Here is a 24,635-nt window from a genome sequence, read left to right as displayed (position 1 = left end):
TAACCGACCAGTTGGTCGGTAGGGCATTAAATAACAGGCTAAATGGTCTGTCAATGTATGTGGCGTTAATAGCTCGAGGGCTTCTATGTGAACTGCCGTAGTTGCGACGGCCATCAAGTACAGGCTAGGAGTGAAAAGGGCGCAAGCAGTGAATCTAGGCCGATAGGGGAGGATGACAAACTCGGGCGGCAATGTTCGGCGGGTCAATGTTCGGCGGGTCAATGTGATGAAGGCTTAACCTTATCTTAATCTTGACCTTATAGGCTGGTCTTGGCTAGAGGTGCCCTTTAAATCGCTTTTTTGGGGAGGATATTTTTGTTTTTGATGCTTTTTGATGTTTAGCTGCATGTTTTGAACGAGGCTGTGTATCCTCTCTCATCGTTAATGAGAAACAAAGGTGGGCTTATGAAGGCTAAAGGAAGAGTGAAACCCCTTTGGGCGTTATTGATTTTTGCACTGTCCCTCGGGTTGTTAAATCGCATCAACCTGTACCAGCAAACTGAGCAGCATGCGCAGGATTCGACCTCGGAATTGACGCAGTTTGACGGCATGCTCGGCAGTGATCTGCGCTTTGCTGAGGTATTTAAAGCTCAGCAGAGTGGTGTTCAGTTGAGCGGGGAGGGGATTATTAAGCGGCTCTTGCCAGATGATATGCGCGGTAGTCGCCATCAAAAAATCCTTGTAACCTTGGCATCGGGCCAAACGATATTATTGGTACACAATATAGATTTGGCTCCGCGCTTAGAAAATTTACGCAAAGGTGAGCTCATCGAGTTTGCGGGTGAGTATGAATGGAATTCTCAGGGTGGGTTGATGCACTGGACCCACCATGATCCTCAGGGGCACCACTCGGGGGGTTGGATTAAATACCAAGGGCGAGTTTATAAATAGAGCCGCCTAGTGAATACATAACGACAACAATTTAAGCTGCAGCTGGATATTTAATGTGCGTGAAAAATGGATATCCGTTGTGCTTTTACAATAAACATAGAGGAATTTTTATGACCCAAATTACACGTCGCTACAACCCTATTATTATCGGTCTACATTGGTTTATGTTGGCACTTTTAATTGCGGTTTATTTCACCATGGAAATTCACGGCTATCTCCCTAAGGGTAGCGCAGAACGTAAATTTGTGACCAGCTTGCATTTTATGTTGGGAATGTCGGTGCTTTTATTGGTGGTGATTCGCTTGGCGGTGCGCGTATCAAGCTCAACGCCGGCGATAGAGCCAACGCCTAAACCTATCGAAAATCTCTTGGCGAAAGTCATGCATATAACCCTTTATGCATTTATGATCGCCATGCCCATCGCGGGTTGGTTGGTGTTTAGTGCCGAAGGTAATAGCGTACCGTTTTTTGGATTGGAAATTCCGCCGATTATGGGCAAGGATCATGCGCTTGGTGAAAAAATTGAAGACTTGCATAAGCTCGGCGGCACCATAGGTTACTTCCTTATTGGGTTGCATGCGCTCGCTGGTTTGTTTCATCACTATGTAAAGAAAGACAATACCTTGTTACGTATGTCTTTTCGTAAAAACGGTTAGGTCTAGGCGGTATTAGGTTATGTGGTATGCGGGAGCTTGTCATTGCGGCGCAATTCAGTTTGAGGTGGATGCGCCGGATGCGGTAGAAGTAGAGGACTGCAACTGTTCTATTTGTGCCATGACAGGCTATCTGCATTTAATCGTGCCGCGGCGCAACTTTCGTTTATTGGCTGGTGAGAGTTACATCACTACTTATCAATTTAACACGGGCGTGGCGCGGCACACTTTTTGTAAAGTCTGCGGTATTAAACCCTTTTATATTCCTCGTTCAAATCCAGATGGGGTGGATATTAATTTGCGCACATTGAAAACTCGTCCACCGCGAGTTCATATAGTGCAATTTGATGGGCAAAATTGGGAAGCGCACGCGCAAAGTTTGTCCCACAAAAGCCAATAGCTTGCTCTGTGGTTAATTGCGATCTACTGTAAATTTATAACACTTATTACTTGAAGTCGCGCCCTCCGATTCTTGCAAACTCTGCAAGCAGTTTAATGCAGTATCTTGATGCTCTCTGGCACTCTGTAAATAAAAGGTAATGATTATGCGACACCGCGAAGGACATAAATTGCATCGCTCGGGTTGGTTACGCGCGGCGGTATTGGGTGCTAACGATGGGATTATTTCCACGGCCAGTTTGATGATGGGTATTGCGGCCGCGGCGGCAGATAGCGCAGCGGTGCTGCTAGCGGGTGTTGCAGGCTTAGTGGCAGGAGCCATGAGTATGGCAGCGGGTGAGTATGTGTCGGTGCGGTCCCAGGCGGATACAGAAGCCGCTGATATGGAGCGTGAGCAGGAAGAGTTGCGTGAAGACCCTGTGGGAGAGCTGCGTGAGCTACGTGAAATTTATGTTGCGCGTGGACTTACGCCGGAGCTGGCACAGCAGGTGGCGCAACAACTTACGGCGCACGATGCACTCGCGGCCCACGCGCGCGATGAGTTGGGCATAACCGATGCTTTTTCCGCTCGCCCACTACAGGCCGCGTTTACATCGGCGGGCACTTTTGCTGTTGGTGCTTTAATTCCATTTCTGGCGGCGTTGCTCTTGCCCGGTGCGATGCTTATTTGGGGTATCGCAGTTGTTTCCCTCTTGGCGCTCTTGTTACTCGGTGGTTTGGCGGCAAAAGCCGGTGGTGCCAATACCTACCTAGGTGCTGTGCGTGTGGGCTTTTGGGGTGCGGCGGCTATGGGCTTAACCGCTGCTGCGGGTCATTGGTTTGAGTTGTTGATGTAGTTGGCTTGAGCTGTTGATGCAGTTGGTTTGGGTTGTTGATCTCAGTGCGCTACACATTAGGGCTTTTGTTCTGAGGTTTGCGCAAGAGCAGCCACGCTTTTATACGGATGGCTGCTCAGGGTGTATCTCTGTTGGAAAAAGCACTGCTAGGAGCGCGCTCATAGCCTGGTTAATTTGCTTGAATTTATCGCCGCTGGCCATAATCTGTGCTGGGTTTTGGGTGTAGCGGCTGCCGTCTATGTCTGCGCTGCAATGTTCGATTAAGGCTTGTGCAGAGTCTGGTGTTGTTTCCAAGTGAAATTGTAATCCGAAAACGCGCGCGCCATAGGCAAATGCCTGCTGTGGGCAGCCATCAGAATAGGCGAGGGCTTGCGCTCCTTGGGGGAGGGCGAAGGTGTCGCCATGCCAGTGAAAAACCTCTGGGTAGCTTGCCAGTATTTTCGCAATCGGGTGGTGATTGGCTTCAGGGTAGATATGCAATGGCAGCCAACCGATTTCTTTGTGGGCGTTGCGGCTCACTACCGCGCCTAACGCATCGGCGATTAGCTGTGCCCCTAAGCAAATTCCCAGCACTAATTTATCGGCGGCTATAGCGGCTTTGATCAGCTGTTTTTCTGCTGTGAGCCAAGGGTAAATTGCTTCATCGTAAATCCCCATGGGGCCGCCCATCACGATCAACGCATCAAAACTGTCGAGTGTGGGTGCTGTATCGCCTCTATACCAGTGGGTGCTGCTGAGGCTGAAGCCGCGCGCGATAAAGTCTGCGGTCATGCTGCCAATATCTTCAAAAGCGACATGTTGAAGGCTGTGAATTCGCATAGTTTTGCATCCTTGTGTTTAGAATTGTGAAGGCCTCCATTCTACTGGGTTAAATTTGCTGGAACCAAGGGCCAAAGCGCGGGTTGGCGCCTGATTCGTGTATACTCGGCGCATTTATTGAGCAGCTTAGCTGCGCAATCCTCTCGCTAGCCAACACAAGCTGCGGTATAGCGATAATTCTGGGGGCCGACACGCTGCTCCCGCCCTCTCTAGCTGTTATACATTTGGTGAATAGATTGATCGGATTTTTTAAGAAATTAATAGGAAATGGGGCAGAAAAGCCCGAACACAAAGGCACAAATACTTCGCAGTCAGGCGATCAGTCTTCCTCCAGCCAGCAGGCGCAGGCTAAACACTCCAGCGGGCGTTCAAGCAGTGAACGTTCGAGTACAGAACATAAGCCGAGTCGCGAGCGCTCAGGTAGCCAGCGCGGTGGACAACAAAGTCGCGGTAGTCGCGGTCGCAATAAGCCTGCTCATACTGCTGGGCCGGCAGTCACGGGAACTACCTCAGCGCCTGCGCAACCTAAGCCCGAACCGGCACCGCGCAAACCCGTGAAGGTGGACCATGGCCCCTGGGATGAAAGTGAATTTCATGTGGAAGAAATAGAGGGCAAACGCCGCTTTCACGACTTTGATTTACCTCAGCCCTTGATGCGCGCTATTGCAGATCTCGGTTTTAAATACTGCTCTGCGATTCAGGCGCAGTCGCTGCCCCATGCCTTGCAAGGTAAAGATGTGGTCGGCAAGGCGCAAACCGGTACGGGTAAAACGGCTGCGTTTTTAACGGCGATTATCGATGATCTACTGAAAAACCCCATTCAAGAAAAGCGCTATGCGGGCGAAGCGCGCGCGTTGATTATCGCGCCCACACGCGAGCTAGTTATTCAAATTGCAGAAGATGCTAAAGGCCTGTGTAAATACACGGATCTTAAAATTCATACGCTCGTTGGCGGTATGGATTATGTGAAGCAACAGCGCCACCTGAACAATGAATTTGTCGATATTCTGGTGGCGACGCCAGGTCGCTTGCTCGACTTCTGCGGCAACAAAGATGTCTACCTCGATCAGTTAGAAGTGCTGGTTATCGACGAGGCGGATCGCATGTTGGACATGGGTTTTATCCCTCAGGTGCGCCAAATTGTGCGCCAGACACCTAAGCGCGAAGATCGCCAAACACTGTTTTTCTCCGCTACCTTCACCGATGAGGTGCGTACCTTAGTTGAGCAGTGGACCTTTGAACCGATCATTATTGATATTGAGCCAGAGTCTGTTGCCAATGCGCGCGTTGATCAGCATGTGTACTTGGTGTCGACAGAAGAAAAATACACCCTGTTATATAACTTGATTCAGCAAGAGCATGCCGAGAGCATGATTGTATTCGCTAATCGCCGCGATGAGTGTCGTGATCTGCAAGAAAAACTGCAGCGTCACGGTATTAATGCGGGCTTACTTTCTGGTGAAATCGCCCAGAACAAGCGTGTTTCTACTCTGGATGCGTTTAAATCAGGCGAAACTAAAGTCTTGGTGGCGACGGATGTGGCGGGCCGCGGTATTCATATCAGTGGTATCAGTCACGTAGTCAATTTCACGCTGCCGGAAGAGCCGGAAGATTATGTGCACCGTATTGGCCGTACGGGTCGCGCGGGCAAAAGCGGTACATCTATTAGCTTTGCGTGTGAAGATGATGCACTTCTATTGGAGCCTATCGCTAAGCTGCTCGGCAACGAGATCAAGTGCGAACAGCCGCCCGAATACCTCTTATTGACGCCGCCGGACCTGCCGCCTGCACCACCGCGCGCGCGCGGCGACGAGCGCTATAGCAACCGCTCTGTAGGCAACCGCTCAGGTGCCGGTCGTTCCAGTGGCAATCGTAGCGGCGGCAATCGCAGTGGTTCGCGCCCCCGCCGTTAAGCATTACTAGATTGTAGATTTAGCCGTGCGGCCTGTTCTAGGCTGTGCGGTCTTTCCTCGAGACGTTGACATGTCCACCGCTAAAACCGCCCTCTTAACACTCCATGCCAGCGCCTTTCTGATGGGGGCAACAGGCGTTTTTTCGAAGCTTATTCAGTTGCCTGCCTGGGATATTACCGGCTGGCGTACTTGGATAGCATCGGTTCTACTTTTTGCGTGGATCTGGTGGCGCGAACGCAACATTGGCCTGAGCAGTCGCAGAGACTACTGGCGCATGCTGCTGCTCGGTGCACTTTTAGGTGCGCACTGGATTACCTTTTTCCACTCGATGCAGGTTGCCAATATCGCCATTGGTATGATCTCGCTCTACGCATATCCCGTTATTACCGTATTTATAGAGCCATGGCTCAAGCGCACCAAGCTCGATTGGCGCGATGTACTAAGTGGCTGTTTTGTCATGGTGGGAATTTATCTGCTGGTGCCAGAGTTTGATTTGAGCAACAACCTGACCCAAGGTGTTGCCTGGGGTCTGCTGTCGGCGCTCAGTTTTGCCCTGCGCAATTTGCTCTTGGGATATTGGTTTAGTGGTCAGAGTGCCGCGCGCTCCATGAGCTATCAAGTGTTGGTGGTAGCGCTGTTAATGTCGCCAGTACTTATGCTTTCTCAACATCAACCCAGTGCGCAGGATTGGTGGCTGCTGCTGGGCTTAGGTGTGGTGCTTACGGCATTTACCCATACGCTCTTGGGCTTCGCCCTGCGTTACCTTAAAGCCAAAACGGTGGGCTTGGTTGCCTGTATGCAGCCTGTTTATGCGGTGGGCTATGAGATTGTATTTTTCCACACCTACCCCAATAATCTCACCTTGCTTGGGGGGGCTGTTATTCTGCTGGCGGCTTTTTATGAGTCGACGCGTAAGCATCAGCCCTAGCTCGAGGGCTAGCCATACAGCATTTTCTTAATACTTAGCTAGACTCAATTGATATTTAAAGAAAAATATTGAGTTTAGCCCTATGAAAAAGATCCTTATTGTCGAAGACAGCGACATGGTGTTGAAGATCCTACGTCACCTCGCCCAGCACAGCCTGCCCCATGAAGCCTTTTATGCCCAAAGCCTTGCCCAGGCTCAGGCGCTTTGCGCAGAGCATGACGATGACTTTTTTGCCGCTCTTGTGGATTTGAATTTACCCGATGCGCCCGATGGCGAAGTGGTGGACTTCATGCTTAGCAGAAAAATTCCGACCATAGTGCTTACTGGCAGTTACGACGAGCAGCGGCGCGAACAGCTATTTGCCAAAGGCATTGTGGATTACGTCACTAAAGAGGGGCGCTACGCTTATACCAAAGCGATCAGCTTGATTCAGCGGCTCGAAAAGAATCAGAGTATTAAAGTGCTGGTAGTCGACGATTCTGATATGTCGCGCAAGCATGTGGTCAACTTGCTGAAACGCCATTTGTTTCAAGTGTTGGATGCAATGGATGGCATAGATGCGATCAAGGTATTACTCGCCAATCCCGACATCAAATTATTGATTACCGACTACAACATGCCGCGCATGGATGGCTTCGAGCTAGTAAAAAACCTGCGTTACAAATACGATAAAACCGACTTGATTATGATCGGCGTCTCGGGTGAAAGCAGTGAAGCGCTCTCGGCGAAGTTCATTAAACATGGCGCCAATGACTTTTTGCGTAAACCCTTTCACCCTGAAGAATTCTATTGCCGCGTTATTCACAATCTTGAATCCTTGGAGTTGATTGAGCAAATCACCTTTAATGCTCAGCGCGATCATCTCACCGGGCTATTTCATCGCTCCTACTTTTTTAACGCGGCGCGCGAACACTATAAGCTGGCTCGTGAGCAATCATCGCCACTGGCCTTGGCCGTGATTAATGTAGATCATTTCAGTCAAGTGAACTTGAGCCATGGTAATGCGTGGGGCGACCAAGCACTCAAGCTCATTGCTGCTAGGCTCAGCCAAATGCTTGGGCGCTTTCTCTTGGCGCGTGCCGATAGCGATGATTTTTACGTATTAATTCCCGGTCTTGATAATGAAAAAGCGGTAGCTCTATTGAATAAAGTGAAACAAATTATTGCTGCTGAAGCCTTTATTATTAATGGCGAAGAAATGCACTTTTCGTTTAGTGCGGGTGTGACGAATAATCTGCAGGAAACCTTTGATCGGCAGGTCGCGCAGGCCATTAAGTATGTTCAGCGCGCAAAAGAGGCGGGTGGTCAAATGATTGTGGATGACGAAGATGAGGCGCACGAAAATGAGCACTAAACTAGTGGCTGTTAGCCGGGTGAAAGAGGTTTTTGCCTAATTGTTCGATGCAATATGTGCTTTTTTCACTGCGGATAGCGATATTCTTATTTTACCTATAACCGCGCCCTTCTTTAACAGAAGGGTTAGCTGAAAAATTATAGACGTCCAAGTTGATCATTTTTTTCAGTGGTTCCCCTGGCTATCTAGGCCAAATTTTTCACTTCTTTCGTCCAGTAGAGCGTTGCGCCTGCAACGGCAATGGGCGTTACTATGATATTTAAAAAAGGCACCATGCTGCCAACTAAGACTATACCACCCAAGCTATAGCTGGTAAGTGGTTGCTGGTTGAGGCGGCGACGCAGCTGGCGAAAGCTCAGTTGGTGGTTGTCTGCTGGATAATCTAAATATTGTACCGCCATGCACCAGCAAGCCCAAATACCTGCGATAAGTGCGCCGAGCAAATTTGCCCCCGGTAAAAAAAACAACACAATAAAAAGCAACAAAACTAAGCAGCCACGACTGATGAAATACCAAAGTTTGATAACTTCGCGCTTGAGTGTGCGGGGAATTAATTGGTCCCACGGCTCATTAGGGGGCGATACGCCAGTTAGGTGGCTTTCTATTTTTTCTGCGAGCAAACCGTAAAAAGGTGCCGCGATAAAGTTAGTGATTAAATTGAAACTGTAACCGTAAATTACCAAAAAAATAAAGCCTGTTAGGGGCCACAGCAGCCAAGTAAGCCATGTCAGCCAGCTTGGTGTCCAGCTCACCGCGAGCGTGAAAAAATCTTGAAACGCATAAAATAGCGCTATAGTCACACCGATAAAAATAACCAGATTGACCAGTAGCGGAATAAAAATAAACCGACGAAAGCCGGGCTTGCTAATCAGGCGTGCGCCTGCCACAAAATAATCAAGAGCCTGTGCGGGAGAGCCTTGCATTTAGTGATTCCTTCTCGCTTTGTTGAAGCTGTATTCAATAAGTAAAAATGCGACACCGGCAAGCGCCCCATATAAATGTGCATCAGTAGCAACTGGCACTGGCAGCAGCGCCTGTAAATCAGTCGCCGTATAATTTGGGCTTTGTTCCTGCCAGATTTTTCCTGCCACTAAAGCCAATGCGCCCATGCGCAACCACAGTGGATGCAAGCGGCTTTGCGCGAGCCCAACAACAATAAAACCATGAATCGCCCCAGATAAGCCCGCATAGGTGGTGTATTCAGGGTTTAAATAAAATACCCCAAGCCCAACTGCCATGCAGCACCATAAAAATAGCAGGCTAAACTTAAGTAGCGACTGCTGTGCTAATAAGGCAAAAGTGCACAGTAAAAATGCTGCCAAGTTCATTAGCGTATGGGGCCAGCCGAAATGCACCAAGTTACCCGTCAGCAAACGCCAAAGTTCACCCTTACTAAGGGCTTCGCGACTCAGGCTCAGGGTATCAAAAGCGGCCGGTACCGCGCTGAGTAGGAGCATCAAACCTGTAAGTAGGATGCTTAAATAAATGCTCGGTGACAGGGTTAGGCGGTTCATAAGGGGCTTCAATATTATTAAGTTGGCTATTTTAGGGCTTGTTTATAGTCCTAGCAAATGCAGCCTAGTGGTTTACTGGGCATAGTTTAAATTGAGTATTTGAGTCGAAATACGGCTCTGTTTACTTGTCAGTGGTCTAGAGTTTGGTTTTGGGTATGTGCTTTTCAGCGGGCTGCTGTCTAGCTGCCATCTACGCTGGCGATATTTGATGCCGGCCATCGCTCAAGAAATTACCTAAGCTACCGATAGCTAAGGTATGTCCCCCATTGGATTCCGATTTCGGAAGGAAAATTATCATGAATACCCTAGGCATACGCACTAAACTACTGCTGTTACTGGCAGTGCCTGTGATTTCGCTCATTCTTCTCTGTTTTGTTTCAATAAATACCTTTTCGCGCATAAATTCAGGTATGCAGGGGCTTTACAATGATCGAATAGTCCCCCTGGAGCAACTTAAAACCATTGCAGATGCTTATGCAGTCAACATTATCGATGCGGTAAATAAAGCAGATAAGAGTCTGATCTCCCCTGCAGAGGCTTTAAGCTCTATAAGCACAGCAGAGAGCACTATTCAGCAAAAATTAAGCAGCTATTTGCAGACGCATCTTACCCTGGACGAGCAGGCGCTCATCACTAAGTTAAAAGTCTCCCTTACTGCTGCCGATCCAGAGCTTAGTAAGGTAAAAGCAGCACTCCAAAAAATGGGCTCAAGTAACAATGGCGAGTTAGCACAGATTAATGGCCAGCTTTATCGGGTTATTGATCCTATAAGCGAAAAAGTCAGTGAGTTGATAACACTCCAACTTCATGTTGCGGAGCTAGAAAGAAATACTGCTGAACAGCTATATAGCTCCAGTAGAAATATTTTTATTGCGACTGCCCTGTTAGTTACTTTATCTATAGCTATTGTTGGCTACTTAACCGCAAATGGTATTGCGGCGCACTTGGTGGATGTGAAAAATGCATTGGAAAATGCGCAGAAGAACTCTGATTTAACCGTGCGAGTTGGTTTTGAACGGGCTGATGAAATAGGTCAATTGGCGGTGGCCTTTAAAAAGATGATTAGTCATTTCCGGGACATTATTGAGCATGTAAGAAAAACGAGCCAGGAACTCAACGTTGAATCGCAAAATTTAAACGCTATTACCCTGCAAACAAACAGCGGTATGCTCAGTCAGCAGAGGGATACGGATTTGGCTGCAACTGCCAGCACCGAAATGACTGCTACCATTGAAGAGGTTGCGCGCAATGCGCAGCAGGCAGCTCAGGCTGCGGAGCAAGCTAGCAATCAATCAACTAAAGCATCGGGTGTGGTGGCTGAAACGGTTGAGCAATTTGAAGAGCTAGCTACCCAAATGAGTTTAACGGGGACCAAAATCCAACTGCTCTCCGATGACAGTAACGCTATTGGTCGAGTGGTAGACGTTATCAAAAGTATTGCAGAGCAAACTAACTTGCTCGCTTTGAATGCTGCCATTGAAGCAGCTCGCGCGGGTGATCAAGGTCGCGGCTTTGCAGTTGTTGCTGATGAAGTGAGATCTTTAGCTAAGCGCACTCAAGATTCAACTCAAGAAATTCAAGATATGATTGAGCGTTTACAGCGAGCGACCGGCGAGGCGGTCAATTCTACGCAACAAATTACCCATATGATTCAGCGGACGAAAGAACAAAATAGTTTTACCCAAGAAGCGCTTAGCGCTATCAATCATGCGGTGAGTATGATTTCTGATATGAATATGCAAATTGCGACCGCCACTGAGGAGCAATCGCAAGTATCGCAAGAGATCAATAAAAATATTGTGAATATTGCGGGAGTTTCTCGAGAGACAGTGGCAGCAACCGAACGGATTGATACTGCAGTTAGGCAGCTTAGCCATATGTCTGGGACCATGAATAAAATGGTCGAAGCTTTTAAGGTGTGATTAAAAAGGTACTTCAAGTTTTTGAAGTACCTTTTTTTGAAAGCCTTCAGCTGTATCGAAAGCCTTTAGCTGTATCGAAAGACCTTTGCTGTTTTGAAAGACTTACTTGTTCGTGAGAATCACAGGCCATATCCTTATGGTGCTCATTCTGGTCGTGCTCATTCTAGAGCCTGTGCCTTGGGCTCTGGTGAAATGCACATCAGTTTGCAGCAAGCAAAGTGGAGTTTTTCAGCAGTTAAAATAATCCCTGGTTATTTTGCACCGGCTGCTGTCAAAGCCAGTGTGTACTCTTCGCCGTTGCGGTGTTCTTTGGCGATTTGCAGCAGAGTTTTTCCTTCACTGCCAACAGCATTAATGTCGCGACCATCTTCAATAAATAATTTAACGAAAGTGGCGAAGTTTTCACCGCGCATGCCGCGGTAGGCTTTTTCTAATAAGTGAAAGTCGGCGTTTACACCGGCGGGGGCGTCGTAGTCGAAGAAGGTTTTAATGCGCGCTTCGTCGAAGGTTTCGCCGAGTACTTTTTCTTTGTCTTTGCGTAGGCTCATTTTAATGTCTCGTAAAAATTGACGCGCAGGTTGTATGGCGCTGCGCGCTTTTTGGCTATTAAGGTTGATGGTTTACTCAGGCTAATTAGCCGTTAAGTTTTTTCACCAATAGTTCGTTCAAGGCTTGTGGATTGGCTTGGCCTTTGGAGGCCTTCATGGCCTGGCCTACAAAGAAACCGAGCATCTTACCGCGCTTGGCTTCGTCGGCGGCGCGGTAGCCCTCCACTTGCGCGCTGTTGGCCGCGAGTATGTCGTCGATGATTTTTTCCAGCGCACCGGTATCGGAAACCTGTTTTAAACCTTTGGTGTCGATAATGGTGTCGGCATCGCCTTCGCCATTGGCCATGGCTTCAAATACTTGTTTGGCGATTTTGCTGGAGAGGGTGCCATCTTTAATGCGCACCACTAAGCCCGCCAATAGTTCGGGGGTAATAGGCGATTTGTCGATGCGCTGCTCAGTGCGATTTAAGTAGGCGCCCAAGTCGGCCATGATCCAGTTGGCGGTGAGTTTTGGTTCGCCGCTGATCTGGGTGCTGGCCTCGAAGAAAATGGCGCTGCGCTTGTCCATGGTGATTTGGCCCGCGTCGTAGTCGCCTAAACCGTATTGCTCAACGAAGCGCGCGCGTTTAGCTTCTGGAAGCTCTGGCATTTGCTTTCGTACTGACTCGATAAATTCGTCGTCGATAATTACCGGCAATAAATCAGGGCAGGGGAAGTAGCGGTAATCGTTGCTGTCTTCTTTGCTGCGCATGGAGCGGGCTTTTTTGGTGTCGCCGTTGTACAGGCGGGTTTCTTGGCGAATGGTGCCGCCGTCCAGCAGTACATCAATTTGGCGTTCAACTTCTAGCTCAATGCACTCTTCCATAAATTTGAATGAGTTTAGGTTTTTGGTTTCGGTGCGCGTGCCGAGTTCTTTTTGGCCGAGTGGCCGCACAGAAATATTCACGTCAAAACGCATTGAGCCCTGGCTCATTTCGCCGTCGCAAATTTCAAGCGAGGTCACAATCGCGTGGAGTTTTTTGGCGAAAGCCACCGCTTCTTCGGCAGTGCGCATGTCCGGTTCGGTTACCACTTCAATCAGCGGTGTGCCGGCGCGGTTTAAATCTATACCGCTCATGCCCGCGAAATCTTCGTGCAATGATTTGCCTGCGTCTTCTTCCAAGTGCGCGTGGTGAATGCGTACGCGTTTGGTGCGACCGCCTTCTAATTCCAAATCCACAAAACCAGCACCCACAATTGGCTCTGCCAACTGCGTCGTTTGATAGCCTTTGGGCAAGTCTGGGTAGAAATAGTTTTTGCGTTCAAACACCGAGCGCTTGCCTATCTCTGCATTCACGGCCAAGCCGAACATGGTGGCGTAGCGAAATGCCTGTTCGTTGGCGACGGGTAAGGTGCCAGGCAGGGCTAAATCAATGGCGCAGGCTTGGGTGTTGGGTTCAGCGCCGAAAGCGGTGCTGGCACCCGAAAATATTTTAGTTTTGGTGGCGAGTTGGACGTGAACTTCCAAGCCAATAACAGTTTCCCATTGCATATTTATTCTCCTATTGGCTTATTCAATGCCGGGGGCAGTTTGTTGGTGGAAGTTGGTGGTCTGTTGGAATTGATGGGCCACATTTAACAATTGGCCTTCGGCAAAAAAGTTGCCAATCAATTGCATGCCGACGGGTTTGCCATCCACTAAACCGCAGGGAATAGACAGACCGGGCAGGCCTGCGAGGTTGGTCGCCAGCGTGTAAATATCTTCTAAGTACATAGCGACTGGGTCCTGCGATTTCTCGCCGAATTTCCACGCACTTGAAGGCGCCGTCGGGCCGAGAATGACATCCACTGACGCAAATGCATCCACAAAATCCTGCTTGATAAGGCGACGCACCTGCTGCGCTTTGTTGTAGTAGGCATCGTAGTAACCGGCAGAAAGTGCGTAGGCACCGACCAAAATACGGCGCTTCACTTCATCGCCAAAACCTTCGGCGCGCGAGCGGGTATAAAGGTCATTTAAGTCTTTAGGATTTTCACAGCGATGACCGTAACGCACACCGTCAAAGCGCGACAAATTGGCAGAGGCTTCGGCGGGGGCGATTACATAGTAAGCCGGAACCGACAAGTTGGTGTGCGGCAGGCTGATGCTGTGAATACTTGCGCCAAGGCTTTCGTAGACTTTAATGGCGGCCTCTATGTGCGCGGCAATTTCAGGGCTTAAGCCTTCGCCAAAATATTCTTTGGGTACGCCAATTTTTAAGCCTTTGAGCGAGTTATTGAGACTGGCGGTGTAGTCGGGCACTTCGCGCTCAATACAGGTTGAATCTTTGGCATCGTAGCTGGCCATGGTGTTGAGCAGTAGTGCAGCGTCCTCGGCGTTGCGGGCAATAACGCCTGCTTGATCGAGGCTGGAGGCGTAGGCGATCATGCCCCAGCGCGACACCCGCCCATAGGTGGGTTTAATGCCGGTAAGGCCACAAAAAGCAGAGGGTTGGCGAATCGAGCCGCCGGTGTCAGAGGCGGTAGACGCCGGTGCTAAATGTGCCGCAACCGCCGCTGCGGAGCCGCCCGATGAGCCGCCGGGCACTGAGTCGAGCGCCCAAGGGTTTTTGGTTGGGCCGTAATAGCTGGTTTCGTTGGATGAGCCCATGGCGAACTCGTCCATGTTGGTTTTGCCCAACATAACGGCGCCTGCGGCTAAATAGTTTTCAACGATAGTGGCGTTGTAGGGCGCGATAAATTTATCGAGCATTTTTGACGCGCAGGAGGTGCGTACGCCGCTGGTGCAAAAAATATCTTTGTGGGCAATAGGTACACCGCAAAGTGCGGGTGCATTACCGGCCGCTAGGCGCGCGTCGGCGGCAGCAGCTTGTGCAAGGGCGATCTCTGGGGTGACGGTGATATAACTGTTGTAAGTGCCATCCAAACGCTGGATGCGGTCGAGGTAGTGCTGGGTCACGTCGGCGCTGGAAAAGTCCTTGCTGCGCAGACCTTTGACGAGCTCGGCAATGGTTAACTGATGCATTCAAAAATTCCTAACAGGGGCGAGCTGGTATGTCGCGGATAAATAAAAGTAGGCCTAGATGCTTATTCAATCACTTGCGGCACTAGGTAGAGGCCGTCTTGGGTGGCGGGCGCCACGGCTTGAAAGGCTTCGCGCTGGTTGGTCTCAGTGATCACATCGGCGCGCAGGCGCTGTACGGCATCGAGCGGGTGCGCCATGGGCGTAACACCCTCGGTGTTTACCGCTTGCAGTTGATCAACGAGGGCCAAAACCTCAGAGATACTCTTGGCGGTGGCCTCGGCCGCTTCATCGCTAATGGCGATGCGCGCCAGAGTGGCGAGTTTTGCAATATCGGAACGATCTACAGCCATGCTTTAAGCTCCAAAAAAATACCGCCGAGGCGCCTAGGGCAAAATCCGGCGAAAACAGTGAAATCGACAAAAAAGGGCGCTCAAGGTACCACATTTGTGCCTTGCTCTAAATCCCCTGCTGTTGATAGAGTGCCCGCGCTTTGGACTTTTCGCGCAATAACGCGCGCGCGTAACTTGGTTTTTAATGCGAACTTTTTTGAATTTTAATCATCGGAATACTACTGCTCTTGTTAAGAGCAGAAAAAAGTCGGCGATTTGCTGGTTTCTTGAGCGGTAAATTCATCGAACAGCGTAAATTAGCCCAGATAAAAAGCGAAATTTCACTTATACTGCGCGCTTCAAAAAAATTTTCAGGGATCTATGCCTTGTGTTTCGCCAAGGTCATTCAAGGAGTGATTAATTTGCCTGCCGGACTTTCGCGTCGCGGCATATAAAAAGGCACAAATTTACTCGGTGCCACCTGGGCACACAAATTCATCAAAAACCCAATTCTTATTAAGGCGCAGTCTTGTCATGTTAAAACTTTTACGTGGAGCCTTCTCCAACGACCTTTCGATTGACCTTGGCACTGCCAACACCCTGATTTATGTACGCGGGCGCGGCATTGTATTGAACGAGCCATCGGTAGTGGCGATTCGTCATCACAACGGCACCAAAATTGTGGAAGCAGTGGGTGTGGAGGCTAAGCGTATGCTGGGCCGTACACCGGGCAACATCACCGCCATTCGCCCCTTGAAAGATGGCGTTATCGCCGACTTCCAAGTGACCGAAAAAATGCTCCAACACTTTATTCGCAAAGTACATGAAAACTCTTGGTTCAGCCCTTCTCCCCGCGTTCTTATCAGCGTTCCCTGTCTCTCCACTGAAGTTGAAAAGCGTGCAATTCGCGAATCGGCACTGGGTGCTGGCGCGCGCGAAGTGCGTTTGATTGAAGAGCCTATGGCAGCGGCAATTGGCGCTGGCTTAAAGGTCGCCGAAGCCAATGGCTCCATGGTGGTGGATATCGGCGGCGGCACCACTGAGATTGCTGTTATCTCCTTGAACGGCGTGGTTTACTCAGATTCAGTGCGCATTGGCGGCGACCGTTTTGATGAGGCGATTGTGAACTATGTGCGCCGCAACTACGGCAGCGTAATTGGCGATGCTACCGCAGAGCGTATCAAGCAAGAAATTGGCTGCGCCTTTGCCGGCAGTGAAATTCGCGAAATCGACGTGCGCGGCCGCAACCTTGCCGAAGGTGTACCGCGCAGCTTTACCCTGAGCAGCGATGAGATTCTCGAAGCCCTGCAAGACCCGCTCGCGGGCATAGTGCAAGCGGTGAAAAGTGCGCTGGAGCAATCGCCCCCAGAATTGGCTTCAGACATCGCCGAAAATGGTGTGGTATTGACCGGCGGCGGCGCCCTGCTGCGCGATATCGACCGTTTGCTCTCCAATGAAACCGGCTTGCCTTTTATTGTGGCGGAAGATCCATTGACCTGTGTGGCCCGCGGCGGCGGCATGGCGATGGAACTCAATGACAAGCGCAATATAGACCTGCTGTCGTCTTGATAGCTCTCGAGGCGATGCAACTGCATCGCCTTTTTTGTCAGGGGAGATAGCACCATTAAACCGCTTTTTGCTCGAGGCTCATCCGCGACTAGCCGCGCTTTTCTGCTCATCTTTTTAATGATGGCGCTGGTCGTCTTTGGCCTTTATACCAATCGCCTCGATTTTCTTCGTCAAAAACTGTCGGTGCTTGCCACCCCCTTCTACCAATTGACTGATGTCCCGCGCCGTCTCAATGATTGGCGTAAGGATACCTTTGTCTCGCGCACTGATTTGCGTGCGGAGAATGACACCCTCAAAACGGAGCTCTTAGTGCATCAGCGCAAGTTGCAGCAAATGGCCTCACTCGCGGCAGAAAACGTGCGTTTACGCCAGCTGCTCAACGCCAGCCAAATGCTGCAAGACACGGTATTGATCGTTGAGTTGATTGGGGTTTCGCCCAATCCCCTCAGTCATAAGGTGATCATTAATCGCGGTGCCAGCTCTGGAGTGTTTAAAGGCCAGCCAGTGTTGGATGCCTTTGGGTTGATGGGGCAGGTTACAGAAGTGAGTGAAGATTCTAGTACGGTGCTGCTTATTTCCGATTCCACCCATGCCATTCCTGTACAGGTCAATCGCAACGGTGTGCGCGCTATTGCCGAGGGTACGGGCGATCTCAATAGTTTGAGCTTACGCCATGTATCAACCAATACCGATATTCGCGAGGGCGATTTGTTAGTGAGTTCTGGTTTGGGCGATAGATTTCCCGTTGGCTATCCTGTCGCAGAAGTGACGCAGGTGATGCGCGACCCAGGCAAGGCATTTCTTACGGTTATTGCTAAGCCGATGGCGCGTTTGGATCGCAGCCGTCATTTGCTCTTAGTATTTGAAAATCGCGAACAAAATTCTGTGCCTGGTGCGCTGCTTAATCATTTGGAGTCGTCAGCTGCCAGTTCCTCGGCTGCGGGGCGCTAATGTTCAGTCACGGCTCTTGGAATCTCTATTTCACCATAGCACTCAGTTTCACTGTGGCGCTCATACTTTCTGTTTTTCCTCTGCCAATGGCAATGCGTTGGTGGCGCCCTGAGTTTGTGCTCTTGGTTGCCATTTATTGGATTTTTTTCATGCCGCAAAGCCTGAGCTTAGTGATGCTCTGTGTTCTTGGGTTGTTTCAAGATCTGCTCGAAGGTGTGCCTTTTGGGCAACACAGTTTGGCACTGGTGATAGTGGCTTATATCTGTATTCTCTCCTACCAGCGGGTGAGTAATTTTTCGCTGTTTAAGCAAGCGGGTTGGGTTTTTATTTTGATCGGGATTGCGCAGCTTACCGATAACTGGGTACAGGGTATGGCGGGGCGGCAGCTCTATGGTGCGCAATTTTTGTATGCCGCCATAACTAGTGCGCTTTTGTGGCCGCTGTGTAGTTGGTGGCTCAATCTGCTAACGCGCCGTCATCGCTTACACTAAACCTACTCATACTGGTATTTATAGGCCGGTTGTATCCATAACAGCTTTATGACGAGGAGCGGCCCTGTGTTAGAGAATTCTGTATCAGTAGATCTTTATCTCGCCTCCCAATCGCCGCGCCGCCGCGAGCTCTTAGGGCAAATTGGTGTGCGTCATGGGGTTATTTCTGCCTCTATAGAAGAGGCACCAGCGCAAGGTGAAAGCGCTGTCGATTATGTGCAGCGCTTAGCGCGGGAAAAAGCCGCCGCAGGTTATGCTGCTTTAATTGCTCAACAATTACCGCTCGCTCCCGTATTGGGCGCCGATACACTCGGCTTGCTCGATGGAGAAATTCTGGAAAAGCCGCGCGATCAAGCCCATGCCGCTGCCATGTTGCGGCAACTTTCTGGGCGTACCCACGAGGTGATTACGGCGGTTGCACTGCACAGTGGCGCACGCCAGGCTTTTGCTATATCGACAACTCAAGTCACCTTTCGCATCTTGGCCGACGTTGAAATTGCAGCTTACTGGCATACCGGCGAACCCCAAGACAAAGCGGGCGGCTATGCGATTCAAGGCTTAGGGGCAGTATTTGTCCAAGAAATTCGCGGCAGCTATTCCGGTGTGGTCGGCCTGCCGATTGAAACCACCTGCGCGCTCTTGCGCGACTTTGGTGTTAACTGGTGGCAAGCCCTATGAGTGAAGAAATACTGATTAATGTCTCGCCCGTTGAAACGCGCATAGCGCTGGTGGAAAACGGTGTGGCGCAAGAGTTTTATATAGAGCGCAGCCACGGTGAAAGCTATGTGGGCAATATTTATAAAGGCAAGGTGGTGCGCGTGCTGCCGGGTATGCAAGCCGCTTTTGTAGATATAGGGCTTGAGCGTACGGGCTTTATTCACGCCGCTGATATGACGCCCGAGCCGCCCGAGGGCGAATTGCGTCGCGCTGAAGCACCAGATATTCGCACCTTGGTGCGCGAGGGGCAGACGCTGCTGGTGCAGATTGCCAAAGATCCTATTAGTACCAAGGGTGCGCGCCTCACCACTCATCTCACGTTATCATCGCGCTATCTGGTGTATATGCCCAATAGCACCCATATTGGCGTCTCTACTCGTATTGATGATGATGCCGAGCGCGAGCGCTTGCGCGATGCCCTTGAGCAAGCCGTTGCGGAGCAAGACATTCAAGGTGGCTTTATAGTTCGCACTGTCGCCGAAGGCGCAGATGCCGCGGCGATAATTGCGGATATTCCCTTTTTGCGCCAGCTTTGGGCTGATTTAAGTGCAAAGTTACCGAGTTTAGGAGTGCCTGCGGAACTTCATCGCGATATGCCGCTCTATCTGCGCGCGCTGCGCGATATGGCGCGCGCACCTATCGATCGCATTCGCGTCGACTCGCGCCTGACATGGCAACAAATGCAGGCATTTGCGCGCAAGTATTCCCCTCAGTTAACGGATTTGATTGAACTCTACAGCGGCGAGCGTCCACTGCTCGAGTTGTACGGCGTGGAAGAAGAAATTCACCGCGCGCTGGATACGCGGGTTGCACTCAAGTCCAATGGTTATTTGATCATTGAACAGACTGAGGCCATGACCACGGTGGATGTGAACACCGGCGCTTTTGTCGGTCATCGCAATCTTGAAGAAACTATCTTCAAGACTAATATGGAAGCGGCGACAGCTATAGCGCGCCAGTTGCGGTTGCGTAACCTCGGCGGCATTATTATTCTCGACTTCATTGACATGAAGGACCCTGAGCATCAGCGCCAAGTACTGCGCACCTTAGAAAAATGTTTGGAAAAGGATCACGCCAAAACGCGCATCACCGGTGTATCGGAGTTGGGCTTAGTGGAGATGGCGCGCAAGCGCACCCGCGAATCCCTCGGGCAGATGATGTGTGAGCCCTGCCCGATATGCTTAGGGCGCGGGCAAGTAAAGTCGGCGGAGACCGTTTGTTACGAAATTTTCCGCGAGGTGCTGCGTATGGCGCGCACCTATGACAATCAAAAGTTTTTGGTCTTAGCATCGCCTTTAGTCGTAGATCGCCTCTTGGATGAAGAGGCCGCCTATGTGGCCGATTTGGAAGCGTTCATAGAGCGCACGGTAGAATTCAGGGTTGAAACGCTCTTTCATCAAGAGCAATACGATATTGTGTTGGTTTAGTTAGTTAACTCTGGAATTTAACATCTTCAATGACGCGCGCGCTTCGCAAAATAGTTAAGTGGTTCTACTTGCTGCTGGCCATTGCCCTGATTTTATTGGCGGTGATGGTGCAGTCTGGGCGCAGCTTTTCCCATTTGGTAGACGATTACAATCAACCGATTGCCGCCTACCTATCGCGCAGTTTTAATGCCCAGGTGGAAATCGGTGATATTAAGGCTGCTTGGGATGGGCTTAAGCCTAGCTTGGATATTCGCGACCTCAGTATCTCCAACCAAGAGCAGCAGCCCATAGCCGCTTTTAAACAGGCGCGCCTGCGCTTGGATATTCTTGAATCCCTCGTCAATCGTCGCCTTGTCTGGAGCCATCTGGGCATTCGCCAAATGTCGTTAGAGTTTGTGCAGACACCGGAAGGCCTTTGGCAGCTGGCAGGCCTGCCCAAAGATCGCAGCGCACCCGCTGATACTAAAGTGCAGCTAGATGAATTACTGGATATGCTCTTGCTCTCGCAGCGCATTGAAATGAAGGAAAGTCATTTTCGCCTGAAGTTTGCCACAGGTGAGCAGCTCGATCTGGATGCACCCTCGGTGCTGCTGGAGAATCGCAATGATTTCCACCGCCTCTCGCTGCAAGTGGATGTAGGTAATCAGCCGCGCAGTGTTTACTTGGTGATGGAAAGCCAAGGCGACCCGCGTGTAGCAGGCGAGTTTCACAGCGCCGGCTATTTACAGCTCAATCAATTTCCCACCAGCGAACCTATAGCCGCGGCCAGTGCTTTTTTACTTGGCGGCACGCATAAGGTTGGGCTAAAAAGCCAAGGGATAGTAGATGCAAATATCTGGTTCGAAAGCCGCACGCAAGACGATGGTTTTGATCTCTCTGGCCGTATTGGATTACAGCGCTTGGCACTGCCTATGGCGAAGCGCCAAGTGGCCTTGGATGGTTTTGAAACGGAGCTAACAGGATATTGGCTGCGCTCGGGTTCTTGGCGTTTGGCCATGCAAAACACCCAAGCCAGCCTGCGTGAGCAGCAGATTAGTGGTATTAATTTGGCCGTGGGTTCTGCTGGTTTTAAACAGCCACTAGAGATGAGCATGGCGGAACTAGATGTTGGGCGCTTGCTGCATCTATTGGATGGCGCAGGGACGCTCGGCAATGACAAGTTGCAAGAAATTCTGCTTACGCTCAATCCGCGTGGAAAACTCAAAAATCTGCACCTTCACCTGCCTTTGACTGCACCTAAAGAATGGCAGCTGCGAGCCAATGGTGTGCAATTGGAAGTGGATGCGTGGCGCGGTGTACCCGCACTTACTGGGGTAGATGGCTATATTGAAGCGGGCCAAAAAGGCGGCTTTTTCAATATTGATAGCCAGCATAACTTCAGTATGCACTTCTCTCCAACTTACGCCGCGCCCATGGCGTTTGAACGCGCGCGCGGGCAGGTGGCGTGGGAACTCTTGCCGGAGTTAAATCAAGTTTATGTAAACAGCGGTGCGCTGGAATTTACGCAAGGAGCAGAGCAGTTAAAGGGCTATATGTGGTTGGCGATACCCTGGCAACGCAACTCGGGCGATATAGACCTTTATTTGGATGTGGGTGCGCGTCAGCTCAGTGCAAGCCTCTATCAAAAATACACCCCAGCACTCATTGCCGATTCATTGAGTACCTGGTTGGCGCGCAGCATCGGCACGGAGAACTCTGGCATGGCCAGCAGTGCGGGTCTGGTATTTCGCGGTACGCTCAACACTAAAAATCATGCCATGCGCAGCCATCAACTTTATTTGGATATTAAAAATGCAGCGCTGGATTATCAGGCTGACTGGCCACCGTTAAGCAACATCAGCGGGCGATTGTTGCTTGATGATAATCAGGTATTTAGTTCTATAGATACCGCGCAAATTTACACTAGCCAAGTATCTAAAGCACAATTGAGTGTATTGCCATCGTCTAAAGGATCGCTGCTCAAACTTAAAGGACGTGTGGCAGGGCCTGCAGCCGATGGTTTGAAAGTATTGCAAGAGGGCGCGCTGCAGCGAATTCTAAACGATGCCATGAGCAGTTGGCGTATTACCGGCGTCATGGATGCAACACTTGACCTAGCCGTTCCCCTTGGTGGCGCCAAGGCGAATCTGGGTTTTCAGCGCGTCGCTATAGATCTCACGGCAGAACAGTTTGCCATGGGCAATATTGATCTGAGCTTGCACGATCTCAGTGGTCATTTGACCTACAACAGTGACAATGGTTTAGCGAGTGAACAGCTCACGGCTAATTTATTTGATCAGCCGATAAGTGCAACGATTAAGAGTGAAAAAACGCCGGCGGAAAACTACGCATCACACACACTCATTGATGTTGAAGGTGCGGCTGACATAGCGCCTTTGGCCGCTTGGAGCAAACGCCCAGAGCTGCTTTTTATGCAGGGGCTTATGCCCTACAAAGCGCAGATAGCGCTACGGCACGGCTTCAAAAGTAAGGCGATCACTGCGCCGATAGAACCGCAATTAGCTCAAGAACCTTCGCAATCCGGCGCCGCTGACGCAGGGTCAGGCTCTAGCGAATCCGCTACCAGCCTGGTATCAGCTAAGGATTTTGCTGGTGCCGCAGCGGTTAGTGTGCGCGTTGTGACGACGCTAAAAAATGTGGCCGTAGATTTACCCGCTCCCTATGGCAAAACGGCCAAGGGCAAGCGTCGGCTGGCACTGACGCTGGCGCTACAAGAGCAAGAGGCGCAAGTAGAGCTGAGCTACGGTAAACAGGCGAACAGTATTTTGCGTTTGCAGCGCAGTGCCGGCGGCTTTGGTGAAAAGTCGTTGCTGGGGGTGAATATAGCGCTAGCTACCAAAGCGCAGTTAGCGGATGAGCCCAGTTTTTTAATCAGCGGCAAACTCGCTGAATTCGATCTAGCCATTTGGCAAGAAGTATTAGCGCGCTATCAAGGCTTTGGACAAACCTTCAGTCAGGCACAGCCAACAGAACTCGTCGAATCGCCCGAGGATGCCAACTTAGTGGCAGGCCTCCCGCTCAAAATAGATCTAAACCTTGCGCGCTACGATGTGGGCGCGTTGCGCTTGGTTGACCTCGGTGTTAAGGCACAGCGCAATGCCAGCGCTTGGCATTTGCAGTTGGAAAATCAGCAATTGGCCGGCAGCCTAGAGGTGCCCTACAACTCTTTTAGCCCACTGCAGCTTAAGTTGCAGCGCCTAGCCCTAAGCAGCGCCAGCCTATTAGCACCTGCAGTAAGTTCAACGTCTGATCCAGTGGAAAATAATGCCCCGAGCTTGACGGAGGAAGTAACACCGATTCAGCAGTTGGAATTGATTGACCCGCGCAAATTACCTCTAGCAAATATCGACATAGCCTCACTCAGTCTCGATGGCGACAACTTTGGCAGCTGGTCTGTGCAACTGCGTCCCAATAAAAAAGGTGTGGTCTTTGACAATATTCGCGGCAGTATTCGCGGCGTGCGCATCAGTGGTATTGAGGATGATTTGGATGGAGCGCGGCTCATTTGGCAGCATACAGATCAAGGTGTAAAAAGCCGCTTTATTGGCAGCTTGAGCGCCAGTGACATGGGTGCCGTACTGCGCCAGTGGGACAAGCCCGACACGATTGAAAGCCATGCTGCACGCTTCAAAACCGATCTATATTGGCTCGGCAGCCCGCAGGATTTTTCCTTAGTCAATCTCAATGGCGATATGACCCTCTGGTTGGAAAAGGGCCGCTTTAAGCGCGACGCTACCGCAGGTGATGGCGTTTTGCGGCTCATGTCGATTTTGAACTTCGACTCCTTAGCGCGGCGTATGCGTTTGGACTTTTCCGATCTATATCAAAGTGGCCTCGCCTACGACGAAATCAACGGCAAGGTAGAATTCAATCAAGGCGTTATGGTGTTTGCTGAACCCTTAGTCGTGCGCACGCCCTCGAGTGGTATGCAAATGGCGGGCACCATTGACCTGCGCCGCGAAACCATCGATACACGCTTGGTCGCAACCTTGCCCGTTGCAGGTAATCTAACCTTCTTCACCGCCCTAGCGACAGGCTTACCGGCAGCAGCAGGTATTTACCTCGTCAGTAAACTCTTCAAAAAACAAGTGGATCAAGCCACCAGTCTCACCTATGCCATTTCGGGGAGCTGGGATAACCCCACCATGCGCTTCGACCGACTCTTCGAAAGTGAAAAAAGCCTGCGCGACAGCGTGAATAAAACAGAAGAGGAAAAAGCCAAAGAAGAAGCAAAAAAACAGGCGCGCAAATTAAAGCGCTCCAACAATAAAACAGGGCGAACTAAACCCACTGCTAAACAAACCGAGTCAACAGAAACAACCGAACCAATGATAGAATAAAAAAATTATTAAGCCCCCATTTTCTTGTAG

General features: G+C 50.4%; 22 protein-coding genes. 15 read left to right on the top strand and 7 right to left on the bottom strand.

The window, feature by feature from the left end:
• Positions 1–405: 405 nt before the first annotated feature.
• The 4 genes from AC0KUT_RS16230 to AC0KUT_RS16215 all read left to right on the top strand — a co-directional run bounded on the left by AC0KUT_RS16230 (position 406) and on the right by AC0KUT_RS16215 (position 2,779).
• Positions 406–891 (top strand): DUF3465 domain-containing protein, encoded by a 486-nt coding sequence (locus tag AC0KUT_RS16230; protein WP_488831437.1) that lies wholly within the window; start codon positions 406–408, stop codon positions 889–891.
• Positions 892–1,001: 110 nt separating this feature from the next.
• Positions 1,002–1,547, top strand: coding sequence for a cytochrome b (locus tag AC0KUT_RS16225; RefSeq protein WP_488831436.1), 546 nt, complete (start codon positions 1,002–1,004; stop codon positions 1,545–1,547).
• Positions 1,548–1,566: 19 nt separating this feature from the next.
• Positions 1,567–1,944: a GFA family protein gene (locus AC0KUT_RS16220; protein WP_488831435.1), complete on the top strand. Its 378-nt coding sequence runs from the start codon at positions 1,567–1,569 to the stop codon at positions 1,942–1,944.
• Between the two features lie 145 nt (positions 1,945–2,089).
• Positions 2,090–2,779, top strand: coding sequence for a VIT1/CCC1 transporter family protein (locus AC0KUT_RS16215; protein WP_488831434.1), 690 nt, complete (start codon positions 2,090–2,092; stop codon positions 2,777–2,779).
• Positions 2,780–2,878: 99 nt separating this feature from the next.
• Here the strand turns inward: AC0KUT_RS16215 and AC0KUT_RS16210 are convergent, their stop codons facing one another.
• Positions 2,879–3,598 carry a type 1 glutamine amidotransferase gene (locus AC0KUT_RS16210; RefSeq protein ID WP_488831433.1) on the bottom strand — a complete coding sequence of 240 codons (720 nt, stop codon included), beginning with the start codon at positions 3,596–3,598 and terminating at the stop codon, positions 2,879–2,881.
• A gap of 227 nt (positions 3,599–3,825) precedes the next feature.
• On the opposite strand from AC0KUT_RS16210, the gene rhlB reads away from it, so the two are divergent.
• From rhlB to AC0KUT_RS16195, 3 genes are all read left to right on the top strand, one after another.
• Complete coding sequence (gene rhlB / locus AC0KUT_RS16205) at positions 3,826–5,511, top strand: ATP-dependent RNA helicase RhlB (RefSeq protein WP_488831432.1); 1,686 nt, start codon at positions 3,826–3,828, stop codon at positions 5,509–5,511.
• Between the two features lie 70 nt (positions 5,512–5,581).
• Positions 5,582–6,439, top strand: a complete 858-nt coding sequence (locus AC0KUT_RS16200; protein ID WP_488831431.1) for a DMT family transporter — start codon at positions 5,582–5,584, stop codon at positions 6,437–6,439.
• An 82-nt stretch (positions 6,440–6,521) separates the two neighbouring features.
• Complete coding sequence (locus AC0KUT_RS16195) at positions 6,522–7,793, top strand: response regulator (RefSeq protein ID WP_488831430.1); 1,272 nt, start codon at positions 6,522–6,524, stop codon at positions 7,791–7,793.
• 185 nt (positions 7,794–7,978) lie between these two features.
• Here AC0KUT_RS16195 and cysZ read toward each other — a convergent pair whose 3' ends face one another.
• The gene (cysZ, locus tag AC0KUT_RS16190; RefSeq protein WP_488831429.1) at positions 7,979–8,716 is read right to left on the bottom strand and encodes a sulfate transporter CysZ; all 738 of its coding nucleotides are present in this window, start codon (positions 8,714–8,716) and stop codon (positions 7,979–7,981) included.
• On the bottom strand, positions 8,717–9,307 hold the full coding sequence (gene rrtA / locus AC0KUT_RS16185) for a rhombosortase (RefSeq protein ID WP_488831428.1): 591 nt from the start codon (positions 9,305–9,307) through the stop codon (positions 8,717–8,719). It lies immediately after the preceding gene.
• Between the two features lie 296 nt (positions 9,308–9,603).
• On the opposite strand from rrtA, the gene AC0KUT_RS16180 reads away from it, so the two are divergent.
• Positions 9,604–11,229 (top strand): methyl-accepting chemotaxis protein, encoded by a 1,626-nt coding sequence (locus AC0KUT_RS16180; RefSeq protein WP_488831427.1) that lies wholly within the window; start codon positions 9,604–9,606, stop codon positions 11,227–11,229.
• A gap of 251 nt (positions 11,230–11,480) precedes the next feature.
• On the opposite strand, the gene AC0KUT_RS16175 is transcribed toward AC0KUT_RS16180, so the two are convergent.
• The 4 genes from AC0KUT_RS16175 to gatC all read right to left on the bottom strand — a co-directional run bounded on the left by AC0KUT_RS16175 (position 11,481) and on the right by gatC (position 15,131).
• On the bottom strand, positions 11,481–11,777 hold the full coding sequence (locus tag AC0KUT_RS16175; protein ID WP_488831426.1) for a PA4642 family protein: 297 nt from the start codon (positions 11,775–11,777) through the stop codon (positions 11,481–11,483).
• A gap of 85 nt (positions 11,778–11,862) precedes the next feature.
• Complete coding sequence (gatB, locus tag AC0KUT_RS16170) at positions 11,863–13,308, bottom strand: Asp-tRNA(Asn)/Glu-tRNA(Gln) amidotransferase subunit GatB (protein ID WP_488831425.1); 1,446 nt, start codon at positions 13,306–13,308, stop codon at positions 11,863–11,865.
• Between the two features lie 18 nt (positions 13,309–13,326).
• Positions 13,327–14,781, bottom strand: a complete 1,455-nt coding sequence (gene gatA / locus AC0KUT_RS16165; RefSeq protein WP_488831424.1) for an Asp-tRNA(Asn)/Glu-tRNA(Gln) amidotransferase subunit GatA — start codon at positions 14,779–14,781, stop codon at positions 13,327–13,329.
• Between the two features lie 62 nt (positions 14,782–14,843).
• Positions 14,844–15,131: an Asp-tRNA(Asn)/Glu-tRNA(Gln) amidotransferase subunit GatC gene (gene gatC, locus AC0KUT_RS16160; protein ID WP_488831423.1), complete on the bottom strand. Its 288-nt coding sequence runs from the start codon at positions 15,129–15,131 to the stop codon at positions 14,844–14,846.
• A gap of 227 nt (positions 15,132–15,358) precedes the next feature.
• On the opposite strand from gatC, the gene AC0KUT_RS16155 reads away from it, so the two are divergent.
• From AC0KUT_RS16155 to AC0KUT_RS16125, 7 genes are all read left to right on the top strand, one after another.
• Positions 15,359–15,565 (top strand): hypothetical protein, encoded by a 207-nt coding sequence (locus AC0KUT_RS16155; RefSeq protein ID WP_488831422.1) that lies wholly within the window; start codon positions 15,359–15,361, stop codon positions 15,563–15,565.
• 79 nt (positions 15,566–15,644) lie between these two features.
• Positions 15,645–16,679, top strand: a complete 1,035-nt coding sequence (locus AC0KUT_RS16150) for a rod shape-determining protein (protein WP_488831421.1) — start codon at positions 15,645–15,647, stop codon at positions 16,677–16,679.
• Between the two features lie 120 nt (positions 16,680–16,799).
• The gene (mreC, locus tag AC0KUT_RS16145; RefSeq protein WP_488835767.1) at positions 16,800–17,630 is read left to right on the top strand and encodes a rod shape-determining protein MreC; all 831 of its coding nucleotides are present in this window, start codon (positions 16,800–16,802) and stop codon (positions 17,628–17,630) included.
• Positions 17,630–18,121 (top strand): rod shape-determining protein MreD, encoded by a 492-nt coding sequence (mreD, locus tag AC0KUT_RS16140; protein WP_488831420.1) that lies wholly within the window; start codon positions 17,630–17,632, stop codon positions 18,119–18,121. Before mreC ends, mreD begins: the two co-directional genes overlap by 1 nt.
• Before the next feature lie 48 nt (positions 18,122–18,169).
• The gene (locus tag AC0KUT_RS16135; protein ID WP_488831419.1) at positions 18,170–18,799 is read left to right on the top strand and encodes a Maf family protein; all 630 of its coding nucleotides are present in this window, start codon (positions 18,170–18,172) and stop codon (positions 18,797–18,799) included.
• Positions 18,796–20,265, top strand: a complete 1,470-nt coding sequence (gene rng / locus AC0KUT_RS16130; protein WP_488831418.1) for a ribonuclease G — start codon at positions 18,796–18,798, stop codon at positions 20,263–20,265. Before AC0KUT_RS16135 ends, rng begins: the two co-directional genes overlap by 4 nt.
• 29 nt (positions 20,266–20,294) lie before the next feature.
• Positions 20,295–24,605, top strand: a complete 4,311-nt coding sequence (locus tag AC0KUT_RS16125) for a YhdP family phospholipid transporter (protein ID WP_488831417.1) — start codon at positions 20,295–20,297, stop codon at positions 24,603–24,605.
• Positions 24,606–24,635 lie beyond the last annotated feature (30 nt).

The organism is Cellvibrio sp. 25HG11W-0, from assembly GCF_057815475.1.
Note: the sequence above shows the minus strand (reverse complement) of the source record. Positions and strands in the feature narration are given on the sequence as shown.

What these genes read in the sequence shown, in the direction of transcription:
- cysZ (WP_488831429.1), bottom strand. Translation starts at nt 8,716, where the DNA reads ATGCAAGGCTCTCCCGCACAGGCTCTTGATTATTTTGTGGCAGGCGCA.
- AC0KUT_RS16195 (WP_488831430.1), top strand. Translation starts at nt 6,522, where the DNA reads ATGAAAAAGATCCTTATTGTCGAAGACAGCGACATGGTGTTGAAGATC.
- AC0KUT_RS16125 (WP_488831417.1), top strand. Translation starts at nt 20,295, where the DNA reads ATGACGCGCGCGCTTCGCAAAATAGTTAAGTGGTTCTACTTGCTGCTG.
- AC0KUT_RS16200 (WP_488831431.1), top strand. Translation starts at nt 5,582, where the DNA reads ATGTCCACCGCTAAAACCGCCCTCTTAACACTCCATGCCAGCGCCTTT.
- gatA (WP_488831424.1), bottom strand. Translation starts at nt 14,781, where the DNA reads ATGCATCAGTTAACCATTGCCGAGCTCGTCAAAGGTCTGCGCAGCAAG.
- mreD (WP_488831420.1), top strand. Translation starts at nt 17,630, where the DNA reads ATGTTCAGTCACGGCTCTTGGAATCTCTATTTCACCATAGCACTCAGT.
- AC0KUT_RS16135 (WP_488831419.1), top strand. Translation starts at nt 18,170, where the DNA reads ATGACGAGGAGCGGCCCTGTGTTAGAGAATTCTGTATCAGTAGATCTT.
- AC0KUT_RS16210 (WP_488831433.1), bottom strand. Translation starts at nt 3,598, where the DNA reads ATGCGAATTCACAGCCTTCAACATGTCGCTTTTGAAGATATTGGCAGC.
- AC0KUT_RS16230 (WP_488831437.1), top strand. Translation starts at nt 406, where the DNA reads ATGAAGGCTAAAGGAAGAGTGAAACCCCTTTGGGCGTTATTGATTTTT.
- gatC (WP_488831423.1), bottom strand. Translation starts at nt 15,131, where the DNA reads ATGGCTGTAGATCGTTCCGATATTGCAAAACTCGCCACTCTGGCGCGC.
- AC0KUT_RS16175 (WP_488831426.1), bottom strand. Translation starts at nt 11,777, where the DNA reads ATGAGCCTACGCAAAGACAAAGAAAAAGTACTCGGCGAAACCTTCGAC.
- AC0KUT_RS16220 (WP_488831435.1), top strand. Translation starts at nt 1,567, where the DNA reads ATGTGGTATGCGGGAGCTTGTCATTGCGGCGCAATTCAGTTTGAGGTG.
- AC0KUT_RS16225 (WP_488831436.1), top strand. Translation starts at nt 1,002, where the DNA reads ATGACCCAAATTACACGTCGCTACAACCCTATTATTATCGGTCTACAT.
- AC0KUT_RS16215 (WP_488831434.1), top strand. Translation starts at nt 2,090, where the DNA reads ATGCGACACCGCGAAGGACATAAATTGCATCGCTCGGGTTGGTTACGC.
- mreC (WP_488835767.1), top strand. Translation starts at nt 16,800, where the DNA reads ATGGCGCTGGTCGTCTTTGGCCTTTATACCAATCGCCTCGATTTTCTT.
- rrtA (WP_488831428.1), bottom strand. Translation starts at nt 9,307, where the DNA reads ATGAACCGCCTAACCCTGTCACCGAGCATTTATTTAAGCATCCTACTT.
- AC0KUT_RS16150 (WP_488831421.1), top strand. Translation starts at nt 15,645, where the DNA reads ATGTTAAAACTTTTACGTGGAGCCTTCTCCAACGACCTTTCGATTGAC.
- gatB (WP_488831425.1), bottom strand. Translation starts at nt 13,308, where the DNA reads ATGCAATGGGAAACTGTTATTGGCTTGGAAGTTCACGTCCAACTCGCC.
- AC0KUT_RS16180 (WP_488831427.1), top strand. Translation starts at nt 9,604, where the DNA reads ATGAATACCCTAGGCATACGCACTAAACTACTGCTGTTACTGGCAGTG.
- rng (WP_488831418.1), top strand. Translation starts at nt 18,796, where the DNA reads ATGAGTGAAGAAATACTGATTAATGTCTCGCCCGTTGAAACGCGCATA.